Annotated in this window: 18 protein-coding genes; 2 read left to right on the top strand and 16 right to left on the bottom strand. The window is 40.6% G+C overall.

All coding sequences use genetic code 11. The features are described 5' to 3' along the window. Nucleotides 1–44: 44 nt before the first annotated feature. From FDK13_RS17750 to FDK13_RS17675, 16 genes are all read right to left on the bottom strand, one after another. Entirely contained in the window at nt 45–1,277 is a 1,233-nt protein-coding gene (locus FDK13_RS17750) for a GDSL-type esterase/lipase family protein (RefSeq protein ID WP_137341354.1), read from the bottom strand. A gap of 96 nt (nt 1,278–1,373) precedes the next feature. After that, complete coding sequence (locus tag FDK13_RS17745; RefSeq protein ID WP_229216089.1) at nt 1,374–2,552, bottom strand: FG-GAP repeat domain-containing protein; 1,179 nt, start codon at nt 2,550–2,552, stop codon at nt 1,374–1,376. Nucleotides 2,553–2,610: 58 nt separating this feature from the next. Beyond that, entirely contained in the window at nt 2,611–3,555 is a 945-nt protein-coding gene (locus FDK13_RS17740) for a sugar ABC transporter substrate-binding protein (RefSeq protein ID WP_137341570.1), read from the bottom strand. Nucleotides 3,556–3,620: 65 nt separating this feature from the next. Further along, the gene (locus FDK13_RS17735; RefSeq protein ID WP_137341353.1) at nt 3,621–4,571 is read right to left on the bottom strand and encodes an ABC transporter permease; all 951 of its coding nucleotides are present in this window, start codon (nt 4,569–4,571) and stop codon (nt 3,621–3,623) included. Between the two features lie 76 nt (nt 4,572–4,647). Next, the gene (locus tag FDK13_RS17730) at nt 4,648–6,141 is read right to left on the bottom strand and encodes a sugar ABC transporter ATP-binding protein (RefSeq protein ID WP_137341352.1); all 1,494 of its coding nucleotides are present in this window, start codon (nt 6,139–6,141) and stop codon (nt 4,648–4,650) included. Between the two features lie 189 nt (nt 6,142–6,330). After that, nucleotides 6,331–6,783: an IS200/IS605 family transposase gene (gene tnpA / locus FDK13_RS17725; RefSeq protein WP_137341351.1), complete on the bottom strand. Its 453-nt coding sequence runs from the start codon at nt 6,781–6,783 to the stop codon at nt 6,331–6,333. Between the two features lie 194 nt (nt 6,784–6,977). Next, on the bottom strand, nt 6,978–8,141 hold the full coding sequence (locus FDK13_RS17720) for a Gfo/Idh/MocA family protein (RefSeq protein ID WP_137341350.1): 1,164 nt from the start codon (nt 8,139–8,141) through the stop codon (nt 6,978–6,980). Between the two features lie 33 nt (nt 8,142–8,174). Beyond that, the gene (locus FDK13_RS17715; RefSeq protein WP_137341349.1) at nt 8,175–9,209 is read right to left on the bottom strand and encodes a sugar phosphate isomerase/epimerase family protein; all 1,035 of its coding nucleotides are present in this window, start codon (nt 9,207–9,209) and stop codon (nt 8,175–8,177) included. A gap of 111 nt (nt 9,210–9,320) precedes the next feature. Beyond that, nucleotides 9,321–10,538 (bottom strand): hypothetical protein, encoded by a 1,218-nt coding sequence (locus FDK13_RS17710; protein WP_137341348.1) that lies wholly within the window; start codon nt 10,536–10,538, stop codon nt 9,321–9,323. Between the two features lie 45 nt (nt 10,539–10,583). Continuing rightward, nucleotides 10,584–11,633 carry an aldose 1-epimerase family protein gene (locus FDK13_RS17705; RefSeq protein ID WP_137341347.1) on the bottom strand — a complete coding sequence of 350 codons (1,050 nt, stop codon included), beginning with the start codon at nt 11,631–11,633 and terminating at the stop codon, nt 10,584–10,586. Nucleotides 11,634–11,720: 87 nt separating this feature from the next. Further along, complete coding sequence (locus FDK13_RS17700) at nt 11,721–12,539, bottom strand: alpha/beta fold hydrolase (RefSeq protein WP_137341346.1); 819 nt, start codon at nt 12,537–12,539, stop codon at nt 11,721–11,723. A 100-nt stretch (nt 12,540–12,639) separates the two neighbouring features. Next, nucleotides 12,640–13,467, bottom strand: a complete 828-nt coding sequence (locus FDK13_RS17695) for a sugar phosphate isomerase/epimerase family protein (RefSeq protein ID WP_137341345.1) — start codon at nt 13,465–13,467, stop codon at nt 12,640–12,642. 150 nt (nt 13,468–13,617) lie between these two features. Beyond that, nucleotides 13,618–14,469, bottom strand: a complete 852-nt coding sequence (locus tag FDK13_RS17690) for a sugar phosphate isomerase/epimerase family protein (protein ID WP_137341344.1) — start codon at nt 14,467–14,469, stop codon at nt 13,618–13,620. A gap of 65 nt (nt 14,470–14,534) precedes the next feature. Next, entirely contained in the window at nt 14,535–15,302 is a 768-nt protein-coding gene (locus tag FDK13_RS17685) for a 3-keto-disaccharide hydrolase (RefSeq protein ID WP_170982832.1), read from the bottom strand. A gap of 462 nt (nt 15,303–15,764) precedes the next feature. Next, a complete protein-coding gene (locus FDK13_RS17680) occupies nt 15,765–16,664 on the bottom strand; it encodes an NAD(P)/FAD-dependent oxidoreductase (RefSeq protein ID WP_137341342.1) in 900 nt (299 codons plus the stop codon). Nucleotides 16,665–16,740: 76 nt separating this feature from the next. Continuing rightward, the gene (locus tag FDK13_RS17675; protein ID WP_137341341.1) at nt 16,741–17,295 is read right to left on the bottom strand and encodes a TetR/AcrR family transcriptional regulator; all 555 of its coding nucleotides are present in this window, start codon (nt 17,293–17,295) and stop codon (nt 16,741–16,743) included. 253 nt (nt 17,296–17,548) lie between these two features. On the opposite strand from FDK13_RS17675, the gene FDK13_RS17670 reads away from it, so the two are divergent. After that, the gene (locus FDK13_RS17670; protein WP_137341340.1) at nt 17,549–17,833 is read left to right on the top strand and encodes a 2TM domain-containing protein; all 285 of its coding nucleotides are present in this window, start codon (nt 17,549–17,551) and stop codon (nt 17,831–17,833) included. 165 nt (nt 17,834–17,998) lie between these two features. Beyond that, nucleotides 17,999–19,969 (top strand): sialate O-acetylesterase, encoded by a 1,971-nt coding sequence (locus tag FDK13_RS17665; RefSeq protein WP_137341339.1) that lies wholly within the window; start codon nt 17,999–18,001, stop codon nt 19,967–19,969. Nucleotides 19,970–19,988: the final 19 nt, after the last annotated feature.

Genomic DNA, 19,988 nt, shown 5'->3' with positions numbered 1-19,988 from the left:
ATTATTTCCTAATTTAATTAAGTTTTGATACTGTGAGCTAAAAGCTAGTTGCCAAGAGCCGACAGCTTATAAACTATTTCTTTCGGCATTCTTTGTAAAGCAATCTGCCCTTCCAGCCATTTGATCAAAATGTTTTGATCCTCCAGATCCTTCACATGTTTGCCTTGCTCGTATGCCCGGAATCCGATGATGTAGGTTTCGTTGATCGGTCTGTATTGAAAAAAATGCAGTTCATTTTTTTTCAATATCATATCCCTGATTTCCGCGGATTGATAATACGACGGGCCTTGTTTGATCTCAACACCTTTTTCCCAGTCTTTTGCAGATGCTGTTACGATCTGATCGTCATTCGCCGTAAGTGCATAAAAGCCTTTTTTCAATCCTGTCACTTTAAGTATTGGAGCGACATCCGCCAGCTTTTCAGTTTCCGGAGAAGCCGGCAATGGAAGGAATTTTTCAGGAATTATAAATTGAAGATTTGCCAATTCCTTATCTGATTCCAGTATTTTGGCATTGGCGGAAGCTTCTGCTCCTGTTTTGGAAACAGAAATAGTTGTTGTTTGTTTTTCGTTTTTCAAACCTAAACCATTTTCCAAAACATTAGCCAGATAATAATATCCGGTTTCGTTAAGGTGAACCCCATTTTCAATAATGGTCGTCTTTTTGCTGGCATCCATAATGGGTTTGTAAATATCAATGAACTGTTTCCCACGATCCGCCGCTATTTTCGCAATAGCAGAAGCATAAAGTTCCAGATCTGCGTTGCGTTTTGAAAGATTGATGGAAGTATCACTGGACACTACCGGAATCGTTGAAAGCAAAATGGTCTTCGCACCCAGCGAGTCAATTTTATTAAGCAGATTATTTAATCCGTCTTTAAAATGCGCTAAACCTGCTTCACCTTCCTGCGCTTCCACGCCTCCATAACCAAGAAAAACTACGGTTGGCTGCGTTTTGGCAATGTTTTGCATAAGATGTTGGTAAGCAGTAGGCGGATTGGTAAAAGTACTGCGTCCGTCTCCCCAGACATCATCACCTGACCATCCCAGATTACGGAAAGTAACATTTTTGTCGGGGAAACGGGTCGTAAGCGCCAGTTCCAGATAACCGTATTGGAAATCATTCTCAAAAAGCGAATTCCCAAGAAAAACAACCCTATCTCCGTCTTTTAAATCAAAAGCGGACGTTTTTGATTGCGCCTCGACTTCAACGGGCTTGTAAAAAATTGTAAGTAACAATAGTAAAATATGGCCAAAAGTGACCGATACCTTTCTCATGCATTTGGGGTTTAAGTAATTATGTCAAAAATATATTACAACAATGGACTTTTTTAATCCAATGCTGCCACTGAAAGATTAAATGAACATCAAAACTTAGTTATTGCCCTGATTGAAAAAAACATACAAACCATCTTTTCCGGCTACAATGATATCCTTGCGGCCACTTCCATGCAAATCCGCCGTTGAAAAATAAACACCAATTCCTTTTCCAACGCCATAAGTACCGTGCGAAATTACCTGTTTAACAAAAGACTCACCGTTCCATTGAAAGTAGTAAAGACCAACCAGATCCTTTTCTCCCGGATCGTTCCCGTTATGTGCGCGGTATCTTTTCCCGGTCACCAATTCATTTTTCCCGTCATTATCAAGATCAACCCATTCCATAGAATGAAATTGCGAATTAAAGGGATCAATAACATGTTTTATCCAATCAATTTTACCCGCTTTGGTTATCTGCTCGTACCAATCGAGCCCGTAGCTATGCGCCTGTCCCACAATGATATCATTTTTCTTATCACCATTGACATCAACAACTAAAATAGGAACGCTGGCGGTACCAAGCTTAAAATCATTGTGAGCAATCCATTTATCTTTCAATACATCTTTTGGAGCTTCCAGCCAGCCCGTACTGATAATAAAATCACCCCTTCCGTCTCCGTTTACATCACCAAATCCAACACCGTGGTCCTGCTTTTCAGCAACTTGAATTTTGGTAAAAGTTCCGGTCGCTTTTCCCGATTTGTCTCTTTCTAATTTGTAAAATTTGAAAGGAAGATTCGGGTTATTGGGGACAATTTCCGGAAAGCCGTCATTGTCTATGTCCCAGGCTCTTGCAGTTTCAACATTACCGGTTTCATCGATTAAGTGATCTTTCCACGGACCGTTATTTCCCGGATTTTCACGCCAGATCAGACTTTTATTAAACCAGCCGCCTGTTATAAAATCCATATTTCCATCGCCATTAACGTCCATTGGAATGGTTGCAAAATCATCCCAATATTCACCGTGACGTTTCACTTCTCCAATGTAGAAACGATCAAAAAATTCAGGGCCTTTATACCAGAATTCACCTGAAACAAGATCCGGCTTACCGTCATTATTTACGTCAAAAACCGCTACCGATTCATTGCTTTCAGACGCAATCTGTTTTTTTTCAAACCGGACGGGCGTTGCTTTCTTTTCATTTTGCTGCGCATTCGCAGATGTAAGAAAACAGATTCCCAAAAGGATTCCCGATAAAGCGACTTTCATTTCTCCGGTTTTATTTTTCATGGTTCAGGATTGATTTCTTGTACTTTTTGGCAAATGGAATTAATTGAAAAATTTGATTTTATTTCAAAAACTCACTTAAATTTTCTTTTGTAACGAGCTGAAACGGGATCAAAACTTCCTTTTCAAATGCTTCACCTTTGGCTGCTTTTACTGCATTCTCAATAGCTTTGCTGCCCTGTTGTTTTGCGTTTTGATAAACGGTTGCATCGAGTGTTCCTTTTTTTACAGCCTGCAATGCATCAGGAATAGCATCGATACTTACCACGATTATTTTATTTTTCAATCCGGCTGCTTCCAAAGCTTTTACAACCCCTAATCCCATTTCGTCATTTTGGGCGAAAACAGCATTGATTTTAGTGCCATAAGACTGAACCCAGTTTTCGGTCAATGACATTGCTTTAGCGCGGTCCCATTCTCCTGACTGTTCTGCGAGAAGTTTTAATCCCGGATTTGCTTTCAGAATTTCTTTTGCTCCTTTATCCCTTTTTATCTGAGCGGCTTGTCCCATATAACCATGCATCATGATCACATTACCCTTTCCACCTAACTTTTTGACAATATAGTTCATCGCAATTCTGGCAGACTCAACGTCATCAGAACCAACAAAAGATGTTGGTTTTGCAGTGGTTTCAGAGTTTACATTGATGATTGGAATTTTAGCATCCAGGGCAAGTTTCACAGCGGGTGAGCTTGCTTCTACCTCACAAGGATTCATAACGATGGCATCCACACCTTGTGCGATAAAACTTTCAACCTGTTCAACCTGCTTCAAAGCAGAACGTTCGGCGTCAACGGTAATGAGTTCAACACCGAGTTCTTTGGCTTTTGCTTCCATTTCATCACTCACATTGACAACGAACTCGTTTTGCATACTTAACATCGTGCTTCCGATGACAAGTTTTCGCGTGCCATCCTTTGTCTCTGATTCGGAATTTTTGGATTGATTACATCCAACAAAAACAGAAGCAATAAGTACAAATGAGCAAATGGAATTCAGTTTCATAAATATTTTATTCATTTTATTGGAAACAAAAGGCAATGTTAAATATGATTCAGGCTTTATAAATCCTAGCTTTTTTCTTTCCCCATACTATCTAAAACCACCGCACCGATGATGATAGCACCCATAACAACCTGCTGATAATAAGAAGTAACATTCAGCAAATCAAGACTATTACTGATGACGCCAATTAACAAAGCACCAATTAATGTACCTGTCATGGTGCCGGTGCCGCCCGATGTACTTGTACCGCCAATAATGGCTGCTGCAATAGCATCAAGCTCGAAACCAGCTCCGGCGTTAGGTTGGCCTGTTGTAATTCTTGAAGTTAATAGAATTCCACCCACAGCAGAAAGTAATCCGCAAATAGTATAAACCCACATTTTGACATGATTAACCCGAATTCCTGAGGCGCGGGCAGCAGGCTCATTTCCACCAACCGCATACATGTAGCGACCAAGAATTGTTTTGTTTAAAATCGCCGAACAAATCAGGAAGGCCAGAACAAGAATAATAATTGGAAACGGTATACCCAATATATTTCCGCCACCAATGAAATTGAAAGAATCAGATAAATTAGAAATTGGTCTTCCATTGCTTAGAATCAAGGCTAAACCTCTTCCAATTGTCATGGTTCCCAATGTTACTATAAAAGGTGGGACTTTACTTTTTGTAATAACCAATCCGTTAAAAGCTCCGATGGCCAGGCCACCGGCAAGTCCGATAAAAACCGGCACAATAAGAGGATAAGTATCAGGATGTGCAAAAGAGGCTGCCAAAACGCCGGTAACCGCGACCATAGATCCCAGCGAAAGATCGATACCTCCGGTAATAATAACAAAAGTTACTCCAAAAGCCAATAAAGCATTGATCGAAACCTGTGTTCCGATATTCATTAGATTTGATACTGTGAAAAATTTGGGCGTACTAAAAGCCAGTATCAGGCAGATGATAACAAAAGCCAGAAAGATACCGTATTGGCCAATATCACGAAATCTCGAAGTAAGTTTGTTTCCCAATTTATGTTATTTAAATCTATCTCTTTTTCTAAATGAACACTTTAAAGCAATGATTTACCTGGTAAATTTTATCAGTTCACTGCACGGCATATTTCATTATTAATTCCTGTGTCGCTTCTTTCCTTGACAAAATTGCCGTCTGAATTCCTTTTGACAAAACCATGATGCGGTCACTCATTCCCAAAACCTCGGGCAATTCGGAAGAAATCATAATGATTGCAATTCCCTTCGCTGCCAGACTATTTATCAGTTTGTATATTTCAAATTTTGCTCCGACATCAATTCCGCGAGTAGGTTCATCCAGGATAATAATTTTGGGAGAGGCCGCAAGTACTTTACCAATAACTACCTTTTGCTGATTTCCTCCGCTCAAATGTGTGACTTTCTGATTTCGTCCGGAAGCTTTGATTTTCAGATCCGCGATCATTTGATCTGCCGCTACATTTTCTTTTTGATTATCGATGAATATCCCGCGACAATGTTCGGTTAAGCTGGCGAGTGTAAGATTTTGCTTGACCGATAATTGAGGAATAAAACCTAATCTTTTCCGGTCTTCACTAACATAGCCAATGCCATTTGCCACTGCATCCTGGGGAGATTTTATTTTAATTTCTTCTCCATTTATATGGATAGTACCGTTATCTGCCGGCGATAATCCGTAAATAGCTTCTGCAATTTCAGTCCTGCCAGCACCCATGAGTCCGGATATTCCCAAAATTTCTCCTGCACTAACATCAAAACTGATCGCCGAAAATTTTCCTTTTTTATTCAGGTTTTTTACGGAAAGGATAATTTCTCCTTTTTCCAAAACAGGCTCCGGGAACATATTATTTATTTCCCTTCCTACCATCATGGCAATCAGGCTGTTTTTATCCAGTTCAGAAGCGCTTTTCGTAGCGATATATTTCCCATCACGCAATACAGTAATTGTATCACAAATTTCAAATATCTCATCCATCTTGTGAGAGATGTAAATGATGGCAACGCCTTTACTTTTAAGATCTCTGATTATTTTAAAAAGTGCAGAAACCTCTCTGTCGGAAATGGCCGATGTGGGCTCATCCATTATAATAACCGTGGCATCGTTCGAAACTGCTTTCGCGATTTCTACCATTTGCATCTGTGCGACGCTCAGGTATTTCATTTTTATATTTGGGTCGATATCTACACCAAGTTCTGACAAAAACTCGGCAGCTTTTATCGTGATGTTTTTATCATTAAGCCATCCACTTTTATTTCCCAGTATCTCCTTTTCCCGTCCCAGAAAAATGTTTTGCGCCACTGTCAATTCAGGAATAATCAAAATTTCCTGATGAATCATTGAAATCCCTCTTTTCGAAATTTCGTTTACTGTACTGTTTTTAATAGTATTTCCTTCAAAAACGATTTCACCCGAATCAGGACTAAGTAATCCTATCAGGATTTTCATGAAGGTGGATTTCCCTGCTCCATTTTCTCCCATCAACGCATGAACCTCTCCTTTTTTTATCGTTAACTGAACATCATCCAAAGCCTTAATCCCGGAAAAGGATTTGGTAAGGTTTTTGATTTGGAGGATGGTTTCGGTCATGGATAAATCTAATATCCCAATAATCCCAGGGCGATGCCCCGGGCTGAGGTATAACGCCCTTTCAGGGCTAAATAATTTTGTAGCCCTGAAAGGGCGTTATATTTTAGGATGGGGCACCGCCCTATCGATGCGATGCGATCCGCCCCAATCGGTCGATCGATCAATTCATATCATTTATGTATTTCCATATTAATCCCAAACATATCGTTCATCATATTCCATATTATATTTCCTCAAAAAACCCCGGTACTCATCCTGGAAATTTTTGTTTTCATGATGCAGTTTTTGATTAGAAATGTATTTTACGACTATATCCAATTCCGAAGGATTAACCGAAAATATTCCATAACCATCTTGCCAATAAAAACCTTCATATTCCTTTCCTTTGGTCTTTATCCATCTGGAAGAATTCTTTTTTATTTCTTCCAAAAGCTTCATGATGGATATTTTTCTTGACATGACACATAGAATATGAATGTGGTCTACATAACCTCCAACCTTGATTGGTATACATTCAAATTTATTACATATTCCTCCCAGATACCTGTGGAGCTCATTTTCAATTTTTTCATCAATTAATGGCTGACGATACTTGGTGCTGAACACAATATGTGTGCATACTTTTGCTAACGATTGTGACATTTGTGTGTATGCCCTTTGGGCTTATATGTGTGTATATGTGTATGTTACCCCACCTCGATAGATAGGGCATTGCCCCATCCTAAGATATGTTGCCCTTTCAGGGCCTCGCTAATTGCGAAAACCCTGAAAGGGTTATTATTTTAGCATAGGGCATCGCCCTATGTTTTCGTTTATATTTATGATTTCGTTTATTTTCAAGAACCCTCCCATTCAACCCCGGTATCCTTCCAACTCTTTGAAGCCGCAGAATCCAAAACCGCCTCACAAACTTTCTGAGTTTCCAGAGCATCTTTAAAAGTCGGAGCACATTCTTTCCCAGTTTGCAAACTTTCAAAGAAATCAGCTGCCTGATGAATAAAGGAATGTTCGTAACCAATACTCGTTCCCGGTATCCACCATCTTTTCATATAAGGCTGATCACTGTCAGTCACCAGAATAGATCTCCATCCACGAACGATAGAATCATCCGAATGATCGAAATATTCAAGACGGTTCAAATCATGCAAATCCCAACGGATAGAAGCATGTTCACCATTAATCTCGAAAGTATAAAGTGCCTTATGCCCACGCGCATAACGTGTTGATTCGAAAAGACCTAGTGATCCATTTTCAAAATGACAGTGAAAGATACAGGCATCATCAATACCAACTTTCTGAACCTGACCACTTTCCTGATGCACGCGTTCTTTGATAAAAGTCTCAGTAACAGCGGAAACATCTTTAATTCCGCCGTTGATCCACATCGCCGTATCGATACAATGCGCCAGCAAATCACCGGTTACACCGGAACCAGCAGCCTCTGCATCCAAACGCCATGTTCCCGTTCCACCTTGCGGAACATCCGGATTGATAGTCCAGTCCTGAAGGAAATTGGCGCGATAATGGAAAATACGGCCAAGCTTACCCGAATCCACAATTTGCTTGGCCAAAGTCACCGCAGGTACCCGGCGGTAGTTGTACCAAACCGTGTTTTTCACACCCGCTTTTTCAATAGCATCCACCATTGTTTGCGCTTCTGCCAAAGTTCTTGCCAAAGGTTTTTCGCACAAAATCATTTTGCCGGCAGCGGCTGCAGCAATAGCAATTTCCGCATGAGTATCGTTAGCCGTGCAAATATCCACCGCGTCAATATCCTCTCTTGCAATTACTTTTTTCCAGTCGGTTTCAAATGATTCGTAACCCCACTGTTCTGCAAAAGCCTTTGCTTTTTCCGCATTACGGGAACAAGCAACTTTCAAAACTGGCGTATATTCCAGCTCCGGAAAAAAGTTATCAATTCTGTTATATCCATTGGAATGCGTACGGCCCATCAATCCCGTACCGATCAATCCAATTCTGAGTTCTTTCTTAGTTGACATAATGTAAAATGCGTTATTTTTTCAATGTTATCATTAAGCCTCATACCAGCCATGCGCCGTGCGAACATTAATCATAGCCGCAAGGATATCATTCCATGTTTTCTGATTAGTCATTACTTCGTTCGGGAACATGCAGCCATCCCAGCAGATATGGCGGAAAGCTTTCGTTAACTCTCCGTTTTCATCACGAAGCCAATAGCCCGCATCATGCGTAATGTCAAGTTTCCCATTAGGGTCCGTAGCCAGACAATGTCGCCCTGTTTTATCATGAGAACCAGTCCCGTGTACTGTTCCATCATTTTGTGCTACGTGAAAATCCAGCGTCCATGGACGTAACGCAGCAGTCATTTTTTTCAAACCTTCTTCCAATGCAGCACGGTCGCTCCACTCAAAATCAACCGGAAGAACACGATCTTCCGGACGGTTGTATCCTAAAAGATAAAGGAATGTATGCGACATATCAGCCTGAAAGCCCATATTCGGACGATCAACTTGTTCCATCGTATCAATCATGGTTTTCCAGCTTTGCATGCCACCCCAGCAAATTTCACCCTCTGCCGCAAGTTTTTCGCCATATTCAGCCGCTATATCACAAGCTGTTCTGAAAGTTTCAGCAATAAGTTTTGTATTATTTACAGGATCAAGCGCCCAGTCTTCCGGTTTGCTGGACGAATCTATACGAACAATTCCATTCGGACGAATTCCCAGTTTTCTAAGTTTCTGACCAAAAATGGAAGCTTTTTTTACCTGCAAAACAAATTCATCACGGGCCTCTTTGCTGCCCATTGCTGAGCCGCTCCAGATCGGAGCAACCAGACTTCCGATTTCAAGGTTAAGTCCGCCAACTTTGTCAACCAGTTTTTTGATACCGTCGTCACTCATATCCAGATCAATATGAGGATCAAAAAGACCGATATCGATACCATCGAATTTCACTCCGTTCACCTCAGCGGCGGCAGTTTTTTCAAGCATCGTATCAAAAGAAATAACAGGCTCCGAATCGGATCCTTTTCCTACAATACCAGGCCATGTGGCATTGTGTAACTTGGGATAATTATTTTCTGGCATAATTGAAATTGGATTTTAGCGATTAGCTGTCAGCCAGAAACTGACTGACAGCGCGAAAAAGTTAATTACTTCAATCAAAATTTATGGTTAGTCAAAACTTGCGACTAACGCCTACTCAATAATTAAATCAGGATTTAAAGGACCAAAATGTTTCAGGATAACGATCGGATCATTTGCCGAAGGATTGCTGATTACAACACCTTCCTGCGCCGCTTTTTCACTTACAAAAAACTCATCATTGGTAAGCTGTCCGTAGCGAATAAGTGCAGGCGTTTCAATATCCCAAACACCGAACTTACCATGTCCCTGCATGACGATCAATCCGTAAGCAGCGGCATCACTAATGGTAACAGTTTGTCCTGGAAAAACTGTAAGTTCTTTGGCACTGTAAGCTTCGTTTTTATAACAAATCCAGTTTTCACTATATCCTTCTGCCGCCATCTCCTCAACATCTTTTACCGGTTTAGGACGCATGAAATGCTTTTCCATTAAATTGGGATTCACATTCAAATCCCAGTCGATCACTTCCATTAACAGGTCGTAATCTCCAATTCTGTCTTTTGGTGTTCCTTTCCAAAGCAATTCCTCCGGAATAACCGCTTCATTCACAAGCGATTGATACATAGCAAAAATATCGGATGCTTTTTGAGGTTCATAGGTACACAAACTGCCAGGAGCATGTAACATCCCAGGAGGAACATCCCATCCTGTTCCGGGCTCCAGACGAAACGCCTGAGAGTAGTTGGTAATTTTATTATCACCCTTGGTAAAGTTCATCAGACACTCCTTAATCTGTTCCTTTGAGGTGCCGGGAGCTATACCAATGAAGGTATATGGAAAATCACCCCCATGGTTATTGAGTTGTGGAGGGAAATAATATGCTTCCGGCTTTCCGTTCTGACCAACCATCGCAGCGTGCTCATCTCTGTGGTGAATATGGTGAGGCAATGGACCCATGTTATCAAAAAACTTGGAATACATTGGCCAGCTTTTGTATTCATCCCAAAGACGATCACCTATAATTTCGCCTTTCAGCTCATCTACCGCATCCTTCAATGTCACTTTTTGAACACCTGACTCATCTTCAAAAACGATCTGGCTCAAACCTTCATTTTCGCCGGTAAGCGGACCGTTCTCCGCCGGTGTTGTGGATGAAAACCAGCGTTCATCAATACCGCCGCGCTCTCCGCCCAAAATATAATAATCGTCAGGATGCAATTTTATTCTTCTACCAGGCACACAAAATGATCTTGGCACCCATGTTGGAGCCAAACGTAATATTCCTTTTCCCTGTTCTAATGCCTTTTCAGCTATACTTGAAAGTCCCATTGTTTGAATTTGAAAATTTGGTTTAGTTATAATCTGTTAAAAATTCTATATCGTCACTGCACTATTTAATACTTCCAGTTCGAGGTCATAGTACCTGGTTTCGCCCGGTTTTATAAATATAAGTGATCCGTTTTCTCTTGCTTTTGCCTGTCCGATTAAAGGATTGGTAGTAGGTTCAAGACCTGTTACATATTCACCTTTTCCCCAATGCTGCCAATTGGCAAACCATGGTAATTGTTCTTTTTTAAATTTCAACAAAGCGGCCAGTCCGATTTTTGGATTTGATAATCCGCAAATACTTTGTCCCGCATTATCAGCTTCAATATCTACTACAACGACTTCTTCTCCTCCTCCCAAATGATCATCCAAAGGTGCCGGACATTTTTTGAAATCATTTCCTTCTCTGAAAATTTTAGCATTTTCTCCGCTATTCGGATACCATTTCCCTTTCCAGAGAATATCCGTTCCTTCATCAGCCAATGGCCAGCCGAAATTAAAATGGTACAGCAACATATGTGGTGCAGGCGTGTTTCCTTTGTTGACCACCTCATCATGAATATGTATTACCGCTTTTCCGAGCGTTACAGATATCGTTCTTTTCAATTCCAGACTTGGGCCAAAAGGTTTTGTTTCCCTGATAATCCCGGTAATGCTCATTTCCAGATTTCCTGTACGCGGATCCGGTTGTATTATTGAAATGATTTCTGCCGGCGTATTACTGATTTGACCGTGTAAACCTCTTTCACCGAATTCATCAGACTCAGGGCCACCAACATGGCTTAATCCACAGGTTGTCAGCAATCCGCCTCCAAAAGTTTTCAACCAGTTGATACCATGATCCGAAAATGGCTGCGGGGAAGTGATACCTCCGTGACTCAACCAGGCAAGGCTATGCTCATTGTAAAAAGCGTCGGCAATATCCATGGCGCGATCTATCACAACTTTAAACCGCAAACCCGTTCCGGTATTAATCCATGCAATCCTGGTTCCTCGTCCCGCACCGTTATCTAGTACCGATGTTTCAATCCCGCCTATCTGTGCATGATTGGATATCTTATCTCTCCAGCCCTGGTTTACTTCAACGGTATCCTTCATTTACTTTTATTAATTAAAAATATTATCCTAATAGAAAAAGGCCGTATTCTACCTTATTTAACCTGATTTTTTGATATTTAAATAAACTTAGTTGTCCAATAACCAATTTCTTACCCTTGGATTAAAGTCGGCAGTATTCTCAAAATGAAACGCGTGACCAAGATTTTCGTACAGAAAAAGTTCCGATTCAGGAATTCCGTTTGCAACTTCCTGAGCCATCCATACCGGCGTAAAAATGTCCTGCCGCCCTCCTATGACCAATGTTGGTTTTTCAATTTTCCCCAAATCAGCCAATGCATTATGATTTATGCAAGCGGCGGCCTGTCCTTCCAGCCCGTGAAGTGGCTGGGGAAATGGGTTTACGCTATCCTGTTTTCGCCCGATTCCCAGTTCTTCATATTTTTCAGAATTGTCCCAGGTTGATTTTGAAAAAATAAGCAACTGGATATACAAACTAAATTCCTCCGGCCGGAAACGCGCTTTACAATTCATGATGTGCTGAAACAATGATTTTGCATAATTGTCGCAGCGCGCCCATGGACACATCAATACCAACGATTGTACTTTATCAGGATGACGAATCGCCAACTGCTGCGCGATAGTACTTCCCATTGAACAACCAACAACTCTTACTTTTTCAACCTGAATCGCATCCAGCAAACCGGCATAATCATCTGCCATTTGCTCAGATGAATAAGGACCAGAAGGTTTGTCAGAAAGTCCGACACCACGATTATCTCCAATGATACATCTGAAATAATATTGCCAATCCGCCAAATGAACATTCCAAACCGAACCGGGCGCTGTAATGCCCATAATCAGCAACAAAGGCGTTTCATCCGGAGATATTCCCGAACCCCGCTCTTCGTAATGAAGTTGTATTCCGTTGGTTTTTATTAAAGGCATGGAGTGTTAGCGATTGGCTGTTTCTAAGTCGAAATTATTTGAGTTTTTGTCAGATATATTATCGAGCGATAACTAAATGCTTATCGCTAAAAGCCAACCGCTAAATAAGTTTCGGTATTAAATCTTCCTGAATCCATTTCCCGTCATGTAACGTTACGAAATCAGGATCTTCCAGTGCTTCAGAACCTTCGTCTTCACAGATAATCCAGCCTTTATAATCGATATCTTTTAACCATTGTGTTACGCTCAAAAGATCAACTTTTCCTTTGCCCATCAGTGCAAACTCAGGATTTCCATCCCAGTCTTTGAAATGAACATGGTTGATCAGTGACTGATATTCTTTCATTTTCTCCAAAGGATCCATACCACCATTGATGATATGCCCAACATCCGGCGTCCAGCCAGTCACGGTTGAATCCAAGGATTCCAGAACAATTTTGTAATCTTCTGCGGTACGAATAATGGAGCTATGCGGTGAATTTGGGTGATAACTGCATGGAACACCTTTTTCAGCAGCTCTGGCCGAAACACGGTTTACAATATTCACCAGATTTTTCTGACGTTCTGCCAGATTATGACGCCCTGTTGGTATTTGAACTGTATTTAAAATTGCTCCCGGAAACTTTTGCAAAACGCTGATCGCATGGTCGGCCACTTCTCTTTCACGCTCTGTTTCTTCGGCCTCATTCCAGTCAAGAGCCAGCGCGAGCGCAGCCAATTCTATTCCCTGTTCTTTTAATTTCGCTTCCAAAAGTGACGGATCGATCAAATCGCCCATCCAGGTAAAAATGGGTTGAATGCCACTAAAACCTGCTTTTGCAATCACTTCAATCATATGACCCAAACGGCCCTGATGCGTTTGGCCGTTATTACTCATAAACCATGTATAAACTTCGGAACCGAAACGAAATGGAAGTTTTTGTGACATTTATTTTTTGCGGTTAGGTATTAGCTTTTAGCAAATAAAAATTGATTCCTGGCAATTGACAATTCGCTATCGGCTCTGGATAATTCACGAAATCCCGGGGCGATGCCCCGGGCTAAAATATATAAGTCCGTTGGACTTTAAGTTTCTGGATTATAAATTATGTTTGAGGCTCATTTCTCTTATGAAACGGTATCCTTTTTCGGCAATGTCCCATGGATCTGAAAATTCTCTCCATACACCAATGGCATTGGCAAAATCAGGATCGTTTCTTGAAAAAGCTTCAATCGTAAGCCAGCCCTTATACTTTATTTTGGCTAATGACGAGAATGCATTATCCCACAAAACCTGTCCTTCACCTGGCGTTCCACGGTCGTTTTCGCTGATATGCACATGGGCTAAAACCGGGGCTATAGTATCAAGTGCAGAGGCGTAACTTTTCTCTTCAATATTGGAATGATGCGTATCAAACATCGCTCTCACATTCGGATGATCGGCTGCTTTTACAAGTTTTAGTAACTGCTCCATGGTATTGCACAGGTAACATTCGAAACGGTTCAGAGCTTCCAGAGCAAAAACAATATTCGCCTGAGCGGCGTATTCAGCTGCCACATTCAATACTTCTCCTGCCAGCGCATATTCCTGATCAAGAGGCGGACGGTTAACAAAAACGGTATGTGCAGAATGGAAGGGGCCACAAATAATTTTTGCATTTAACTCATGTGCCCGGTCAACACCCCACTTAATTTTATCGAGCGCTTTCTGACGAATTTCAACAGAATCGCTGATAGGATTATCGTCCTTGCCCATGGTCATTACCGCGGTAGTTTCCAGGCCTAGATCGCGGGTATAATCGCCCATTCTTTTGTATGCAGCCGTATCCTGCGAACCAAGATAAAACTCTGCACCGTCGTAACCGATATTCTTTAACCTGTCAATGATGGGAAATAAATCGTCCGACACAGCTGCCGTCCAGGCAAGCACATTAAATCCTATTTTATTCATAATCAAATAGCTATTGGCAATTAGCGGTTAGCAATTATGCTGCCAGTCGTTTCAGATCAAAACCGTTATTGTTTAATACGGATATCTTTGTATTCAACTTTCATCGGCGGTCCAACATGAACCTGTACACCTAAAAGGCCTTTTGATTTCCCGTTTACTGTGTCATTATCCGTAACATCGCTCATCAATACGCCATTGATGTAATGCTGCAAACGGTTTCCTTTCACAACCAGATGAAATTCGTTCCAATCTTCACTTTTGATTTTGGTCTTTAATTCATCCGAAGTTCCCAGTGAACCTGTTACAGTTCTTCCAAGCCATGCATTATTTTTCAAATTTGCTTTAAAGGCCTCATCAGATTTATCAGTTGGCGCGTTAACAGTCACAACTTCTCCTCTGTAAGCCAGTGTGGTCCGTTTTCTTTCTTCGTAGTTTTGTCCGGTGTAACGATTGGCCCCATCAATATCAGCCTGATATCCTTTTAGTGCGTTAGGCACGTCCGTTAGCTGTTCGCTGCGGTAGTTGATCCCGGAATTACCTTTTTCAGTTATTTTGAATGATCCTTTTAATTCAAAATCGCCTGGTTCTCCATTTTTCCAGATAATAAAAGAGTTTGTTTTCAAAAGTGTTTCAGGTGTGATTTCACCAACCAGATTCCCATTTTCAACGCGCCAGTACTTGGTATCGCCTTCCCAGCCTTTTAAAGTCTTACCATCAAAAATCTGAACGAATCCTTTTTCCTTTTTTTGGGCGATTGCCTGGTTTTGAATGGCGAGGAATTGGGCGGCCACCAGGGCTGCCCCTACGGCGGCGAATCTTAATTTCGATCTCATTTTGAACAGCATTTTGTACGTTTTTAGACTTTTGAATAATTAAATACCCTTATAACTCTTTTCTAACAAGACATATATTATCGATCATACTCTTTAAAAAGAGGAAATTAATATCCAAAAATTCCTAAAATAATTGACCGTACTATCCTGTACTAACCTGCTCAGATAGATTTACAAGTTCAAAAAGTCTTTTTTTGTTTAATAAGAAAGCTATTAATCTTCTCGCGAAAGTATATTTCAATATATAACATGGAGTTAAACCTTGGTCCCTACAAAAATCCTAAATAATTATAATTCAGCAGGTCAGAGGTTTGGTGTTAATCCTTAATTATGTTTTTAAAATCGTTTATATAATTTGCTCAATATCAGCGTCAGCAAATTCAAACAGAAATCAGAATCTCAGCTTTTTTTATTTATTAAAATAAGTCACAATTATTTAAAATTACCGTTGTCGAAGCAGCATTATTCGCTAATCATATCATGATTTAAAAATGCACCAGCCACCGAGCCTGCCGCCACAGCCGACGACACAGATCTTAACCTTGAAGTATTATCTCCCGCCGCATAAATCCCTGAAATCCCGGTTTTGCCAAATTCATCAACCTTTATATGGCCAATTTCATTTAATTCACATCCCAGCTTTACCGGAATATCGGTATGTTGAACAAAAGGAACACGCGCATACAAGGCATCAATTTCCTGAGCAGATCCATCCTTAAATACAATTTCTTTCAGGTAACCGCTTTCATGAATCAGTTCAGCCACTTCCTTTTCCACGATTTGAAATCCTGGAATTGAAATTTTATCAAATATTTTTCTGTCAAAAACTGCCTTCCCATTTGTAAATAATGTCAGTTTCTGAGTCCAGTTACCGATCAGTTTGACAAAATCAATAGCCATAACATCGTTTGTTAAAATGCCCGTATTTTGTCCTTTGTATTCGTAACCGTGGCAGTAGGGACAATGGATTACAGAAATCCCCCAACTTTCCGAAAAACCAGGAATTTCGGGCAATATGTCTTTAACTCCCGTTGAGAAAAGAATTTTTCGGGTTGTATGCACTTTACCCTCCACAGTTTTCACAATGAAATTATTGTTTGTTCCCGAAACATCAATGACAATATCATTTTCAAACTGTACCGTCGGATAAGCAAGAACCTGACTTTTTGCAATTGCCGAAATTTCGGCCGGTGTCGCTCCGTCCTGTGTCAGGAAATTATGCGAATGCGGCGTTTGTCTGTTACACGGTTTGCCGGCATCAATAATCAGCACATTTCTGATAGCCCGCCCCAAAGCCATTGCCGCGGATAATCCGGCGAAACTTCCTCCAATAATGATCACTTCAAAATCTTTTTTTTCCATTTTATTATTTTTTTTTAATTTTGTCAATATTTATTACGTTATGTCTCATTTTAGAGACATCAAGACGCAAATTTTTTTACACTAAAATCCCCTTGCTCAAAGAATACCAGGCAAATTTTTTGATATTAATCTTCGCCACGTTTCCCGATTTTTCTGAATTAATTGCCGCTGTAACGATTCCGGCACAAAGCATTTCAATCCATTCCGCCGATAATTCTTTGGTGATCAATTCCTTTCTTTGAAGCTCCGCAACCGTGCTTTTAAACTTGTTGAACGTAACATCATAATTATTACAATTTTCGTTTTTGGTAGTGTGCTGATGATGGTCGTTATTATGCATTCTGTGCAGAAAAGAGAATTTTACGCCGCAATCAATTGCAGCATAAAGCATATTTTCAAATCGCTCTAATGGATCTGAATAACTTGTATAAACATCACCAATGGCTTTTTTACAACTTTCCTGCATAGCCTCCTGACAAGCCAGAAGCAGATCCTGCCGATCGGTAAAATAACGGTGTAATGTCCTTCTTGTAACTTCTGCTTTTTCCGCAACAGCTTCCAAAGGAGCAGATAGATCTTCGTTGAAAATCTCAATAGCAGCGTCAGTAATTTTTTGGCGGGTATTTTTCATTGCAGTATTTTCATTTTACAATAATATGACTTTTTTCTCAAAAATGAGACATTTAGAGTTATAAATTTTCTCTTCAAATAAAATCAGAAAACATCTAAAAACGCCTCATTCTAACTTTCTGACGATCTATCAGGAAAATTATGAACTTCATCAAAATCGCAGGAACGGAGTTCAGCGCGCACCTTACTTTTATATCAATCAAAGAAAACGGAATCTGATCAATCAGTATAAAACATCAAAACCTCATAGAAAAATGGAAACTTCACGCAACGAATTCCTTTGGAGAAAAGCTAAAAAAAGAGCCGGATTTAAAAGACATCTGCAAAATTATTTTATGGTAAATGCCGGGCTTTGGATAATCTATGCGATAATGTCCATCCAACCCTGGGGTCATCACCATCTTTACCCATGGCCGGTTTGGCCGATGTTTGGCTGGGGAATTGGTTTGTTATCTCATTATTTTTCTGCCTACGGAAATCCCAATGAACGCAGATCAACAGAGATTGAATATGAAAAACTGATTCGCGACGAAAGATAGATTTTCTTGTGAATGCTGAAAACCTGATATCCAAATGTCAGGTTTTCTTTTGCTTGAGAAATTGATCCAAAAATTTAATCCAATTTTTAGTTTCAGACATTTGAAACTTAGGTAAGTTACGCACCGGATTTGCTTTCTATAAAACAATCAGATTTTTATAAACCAATGAAAAGAATACTCTTATTCCTCTTTCTTCTATCAGGAACCAGCAGTTTTGCCCAAATAAAACTGGCCCGCCTTTTTTCGGACCACGTGGTACTTCAGCGTCAAAAACCGATTCCGGTTTGGGGCTGGGCAAAACCAAAAGAAAATGTAACGGTAACACTCGGCGGAGAAACCATCAAAGCTAAAGCGGATACTTCCGGAAAATGGATTGTAAGATTTGCGCCGCTTGAAGCTGGCGGCCCGTTTCAATTGACTGCGACAGCGAAATCAGGAAATGTGACCGTTCAGGATATTTTAATCGGCGAGGTCTGGTTATGCTCCGGACAGTCGAACATGGAATTTAAAGTACAACAAGCCGATAATTATGCCGAAGAAAAGAAGAATGCCGACTTTCCGAAAATCCGTCATTTTACGGTGGATCGTGAAGTAACCATGCTTCCTCAAAAGGATCTGAAAAATGGTTCCTGGGAAATTGCTTCTTCTGAAACGGTTGGTAATTTCACGGCAGTCGGCTTTTTCTTTGCCCGGGAATTATATCAAAAACTTAACATTCCAATCGGCATTTTACATTCTTCCTGGGGAGGTTCACAGGTGGAAGGCTGGATCAGCAAGGAAGGAATGCTGAACAGCGAGGTGTTAAAAGATTATGCACAACACATGCCGACAACCTGGGAAGAAGCTGATAAACAAATTGATGCAAAATTAAGAACACAACTATTTAAAGATCCGAAAATAAATCCGTCGGCTCCTGACGAAGCAAAATACACAGAAGCTGGTTATGATTTTTCAAAATGGCATAAAACAGATAATCCTATTGGTCAGTGGGACTGGAAAGGGATCTGGGCTTTTCGGGGCAATGGTTTTATGGCTAGAATAATTACTATTCCGGCTGATATCGTTTCACAAAAAACAATTTTAGCTCTTGCAGAAAATGACAGTCAGAATGCCATTTATATTAACGGTAAACAGGTTAGCAGCGGAATTATAAAAGGTGTCAGAAAAATTGAAATTCCGGAAAATATCTGGAAGGCAGGAGAAAATAGTCTGGTAATTAAATTTGGAAATCTGATCGGATCGCCTTGGTATGGACTTGGTCTGCAAGGTTCTGCAGACGACCTTTACATCGGTACCGGCAAGCAAAAAATAAGCATAGCAAAAGACTGGTTTTTAATGGCTTCTTTCGCTGATACACACAGTTATATGCATTCCAGCAACAATGTTGGAACCACAATTTACAATGGCATGATTGCGCCGTTAATCCCTTTTGCAACACGAGGAACTTTGTGGTATCAAGGAGAATCCAATGCCGGCAGAGCTTATCAATATCGTGAGAGTTTTCCATTGTTGATTAATGACTGGCGAAAAAAATGGTCAGTTAATGGAAAACCAGGCGATGAGTCGTTTTATTTTGTTGAACTTTCCAGTTTTGGAAGTGATCAAAGCAGCAACAAAGGAAGTAATTGGGCCGAACTTCGTGAAGCGCAAACCATGACTTTAAAACTGTCAAAAACCGGAATGGCGGTAACGATTGATGTTGGAAACGCAAAAGATATCCACCCAACCAACAAACAGGATGTTGGCCACCGACTGGCTACCAATGCCTTAAAACTGGATTATAGCCAAAATATTGAATACAGTTCTCCGATGTATGACACCGTCACTTTCAGCGATGGAAAAGCTACAGTGAGTTTTAAATTTGCCGGCAGCGGCCTTATGGTGAAAGATAAATATGGCTACCTGAAAGGCTTTGAAATTGCAGGTGAGGACAAGGTTTTTTATTACGCCAAGGCTGAAATTTCGGGAAATACTGTTATCATTTATCATCCAAAAGGAGTGAAACCGGTTTCCGTTCGCTACGCCTGGTCGGATGCACCGGTGGAAGCTAATCTGTACAATTCAGAAGGTTTTCCGGCAAATCCTTTCCGGACAGATACATGGCCGGGAACAACTGAAGGGAAGAAATTTGAGTAGATTTTTTTTATGATAAAAT

The sequence above is a fragment of the Dyadobacter frigoris genome, from assembly GCF_005280585.1.
Classification (GTDB): domain Bacteria; phylum Bacteroidota; class Bacteroidia; order Cytophagales; family Spirosomataceae; genus Dyadobacter; species Dyadobacter frigoris.
This window is presented reverse-complemented; position numbering and strand designations above follow the sequence as displayed.

What these genes read in the sequence shown, in the direction of transcription:
- FDK13_RS17670 (WP_137341340.1), top strand. Translation starts at nt 17,549, where the DNA reads ATGGAAACTTCACGCAACGAATTCCTTTGGAGAAAAGCTAAAAAAAGA.
- FDK13_RS17695 (WP_137341345.1), bottom strand. Translation starts at nt 13,467, where the DNA reads ATGTCACAAAAACTTCCATTTCGTTTCGGTTCCGAAGTTTATACATGG.
- FDK13_RS17710 (WP_137341348.1), bottom strand. Translation starts at nt 10,538, where the DNA reads ATGGGACTTTCAAGTATAGCTGAAAAGGCATTAGAACAGGGAAAAGGA.
- FDK13_RS17750 (WP_137341354.1), bottom strand. Translation starts at nt 1,277, where the DNA reads ATGAGAAAGGTATCGGTCACTTTTGGCCATATTTTACTATTGTTACTT.
- FDK13_RS17675 (WP_137341341.1), bottom strand. Translation starts at nt 17,295, where the DNA reads ATGAAAAATACCCGCCAAAAAATTACTGACGCTGCTATTGAGATTTTC.
- FDK13_RS17720 (WP_137341350.1), bottom strand. Translation starts at nt 8,141, where the DNA reads ATGTCAACTAAGAAAGAACTCAGAATTGGATTGATCGGTACGGGATTG.
- tnpA (WP_137341351.1), bottom strand. Translation starts at nt 6,783, where the DNA reads ATGTCACAATCGTTAGCAAAAGTATGCACACATATTGTGTTCAGCACC.
- FDK13_RS17665 (WP_137341339.1), top strand. Translation starts at nt 17,999, where the DNA reads ATGAAAAGAATACTCTTATTCCTCTTTCTTCTATCAGGAACCAGCAGT.
- FDK13_RS17740 (WP_137341570.1), bottom strand. Translation starts at nt 3,555, where the DNA reads ATGAAACTGAATTCCATTTGCTCATTTGTACTTATTGCTTCTGTTTTT.
- FDK13_RS17680 (WP_137341342.1), bottom strand. Translation starts at nt 16,664, where the DNA reads ATGGAAAAAAAAGATTTTGAAGTGATCATTATTGGAGGAAGTTTCGCC.
- FDK13_RS17705 (WP_137341347.1), bottom strand. Translation starts at nt 11,633, where the DNA reads ATGAAGGATACCGTTGAAGTAAACCAGGGCTGGAGAGATAAGATATCC.
- FDK13_RS17700 (WP_137341346.1), bottom strand. Translation starts at nt 12,539, where the DNA reads ATGCCTTTAATAAAAACCAACGGAATACAACTTCATTACGAAGAGCGG.
- FDK13_RS17685 (WP_170982832.1), bottom strand. Translation starts at nt 15,302, where the DNA reads ATGAGATCGAAATTAAGATTCGCCGCCGTAGGGGCAGCCCTGGTGGCC.
- FDK13_RS17715 (WP_137341349.1), bottom strand. Translation starts at nt 9,209, where the DNA reads ATGCCAGAAAATAATTATCCCAAGTTACACAATGCCACATGGCCTGGT.
- FDK13_RS17730 (WP_137341352.1), bottom strand. Translation starts at nt 6,141, where the DNA reads ATGACCGAAACCATCCTCCAAATCAAAAACCTTACCAAATCCTTTTCC.
- FDK13_RS17745 (WP_229216089.1), bottom strand. Translation starts at nt 2,552, where the DNA reads ATGAAAAATAAAACCGGAGAAATGAAAGTCGCTTTATCGGGAATCCTT.
- FDK13_RS17690 (WP_137341344.1), bottom strand. Translation starts at nt 14,469, where the DNA reads ATGAATAAAATAGGATTTAATGTGCTTGCCTGGACGGCAGCTGTGTCG.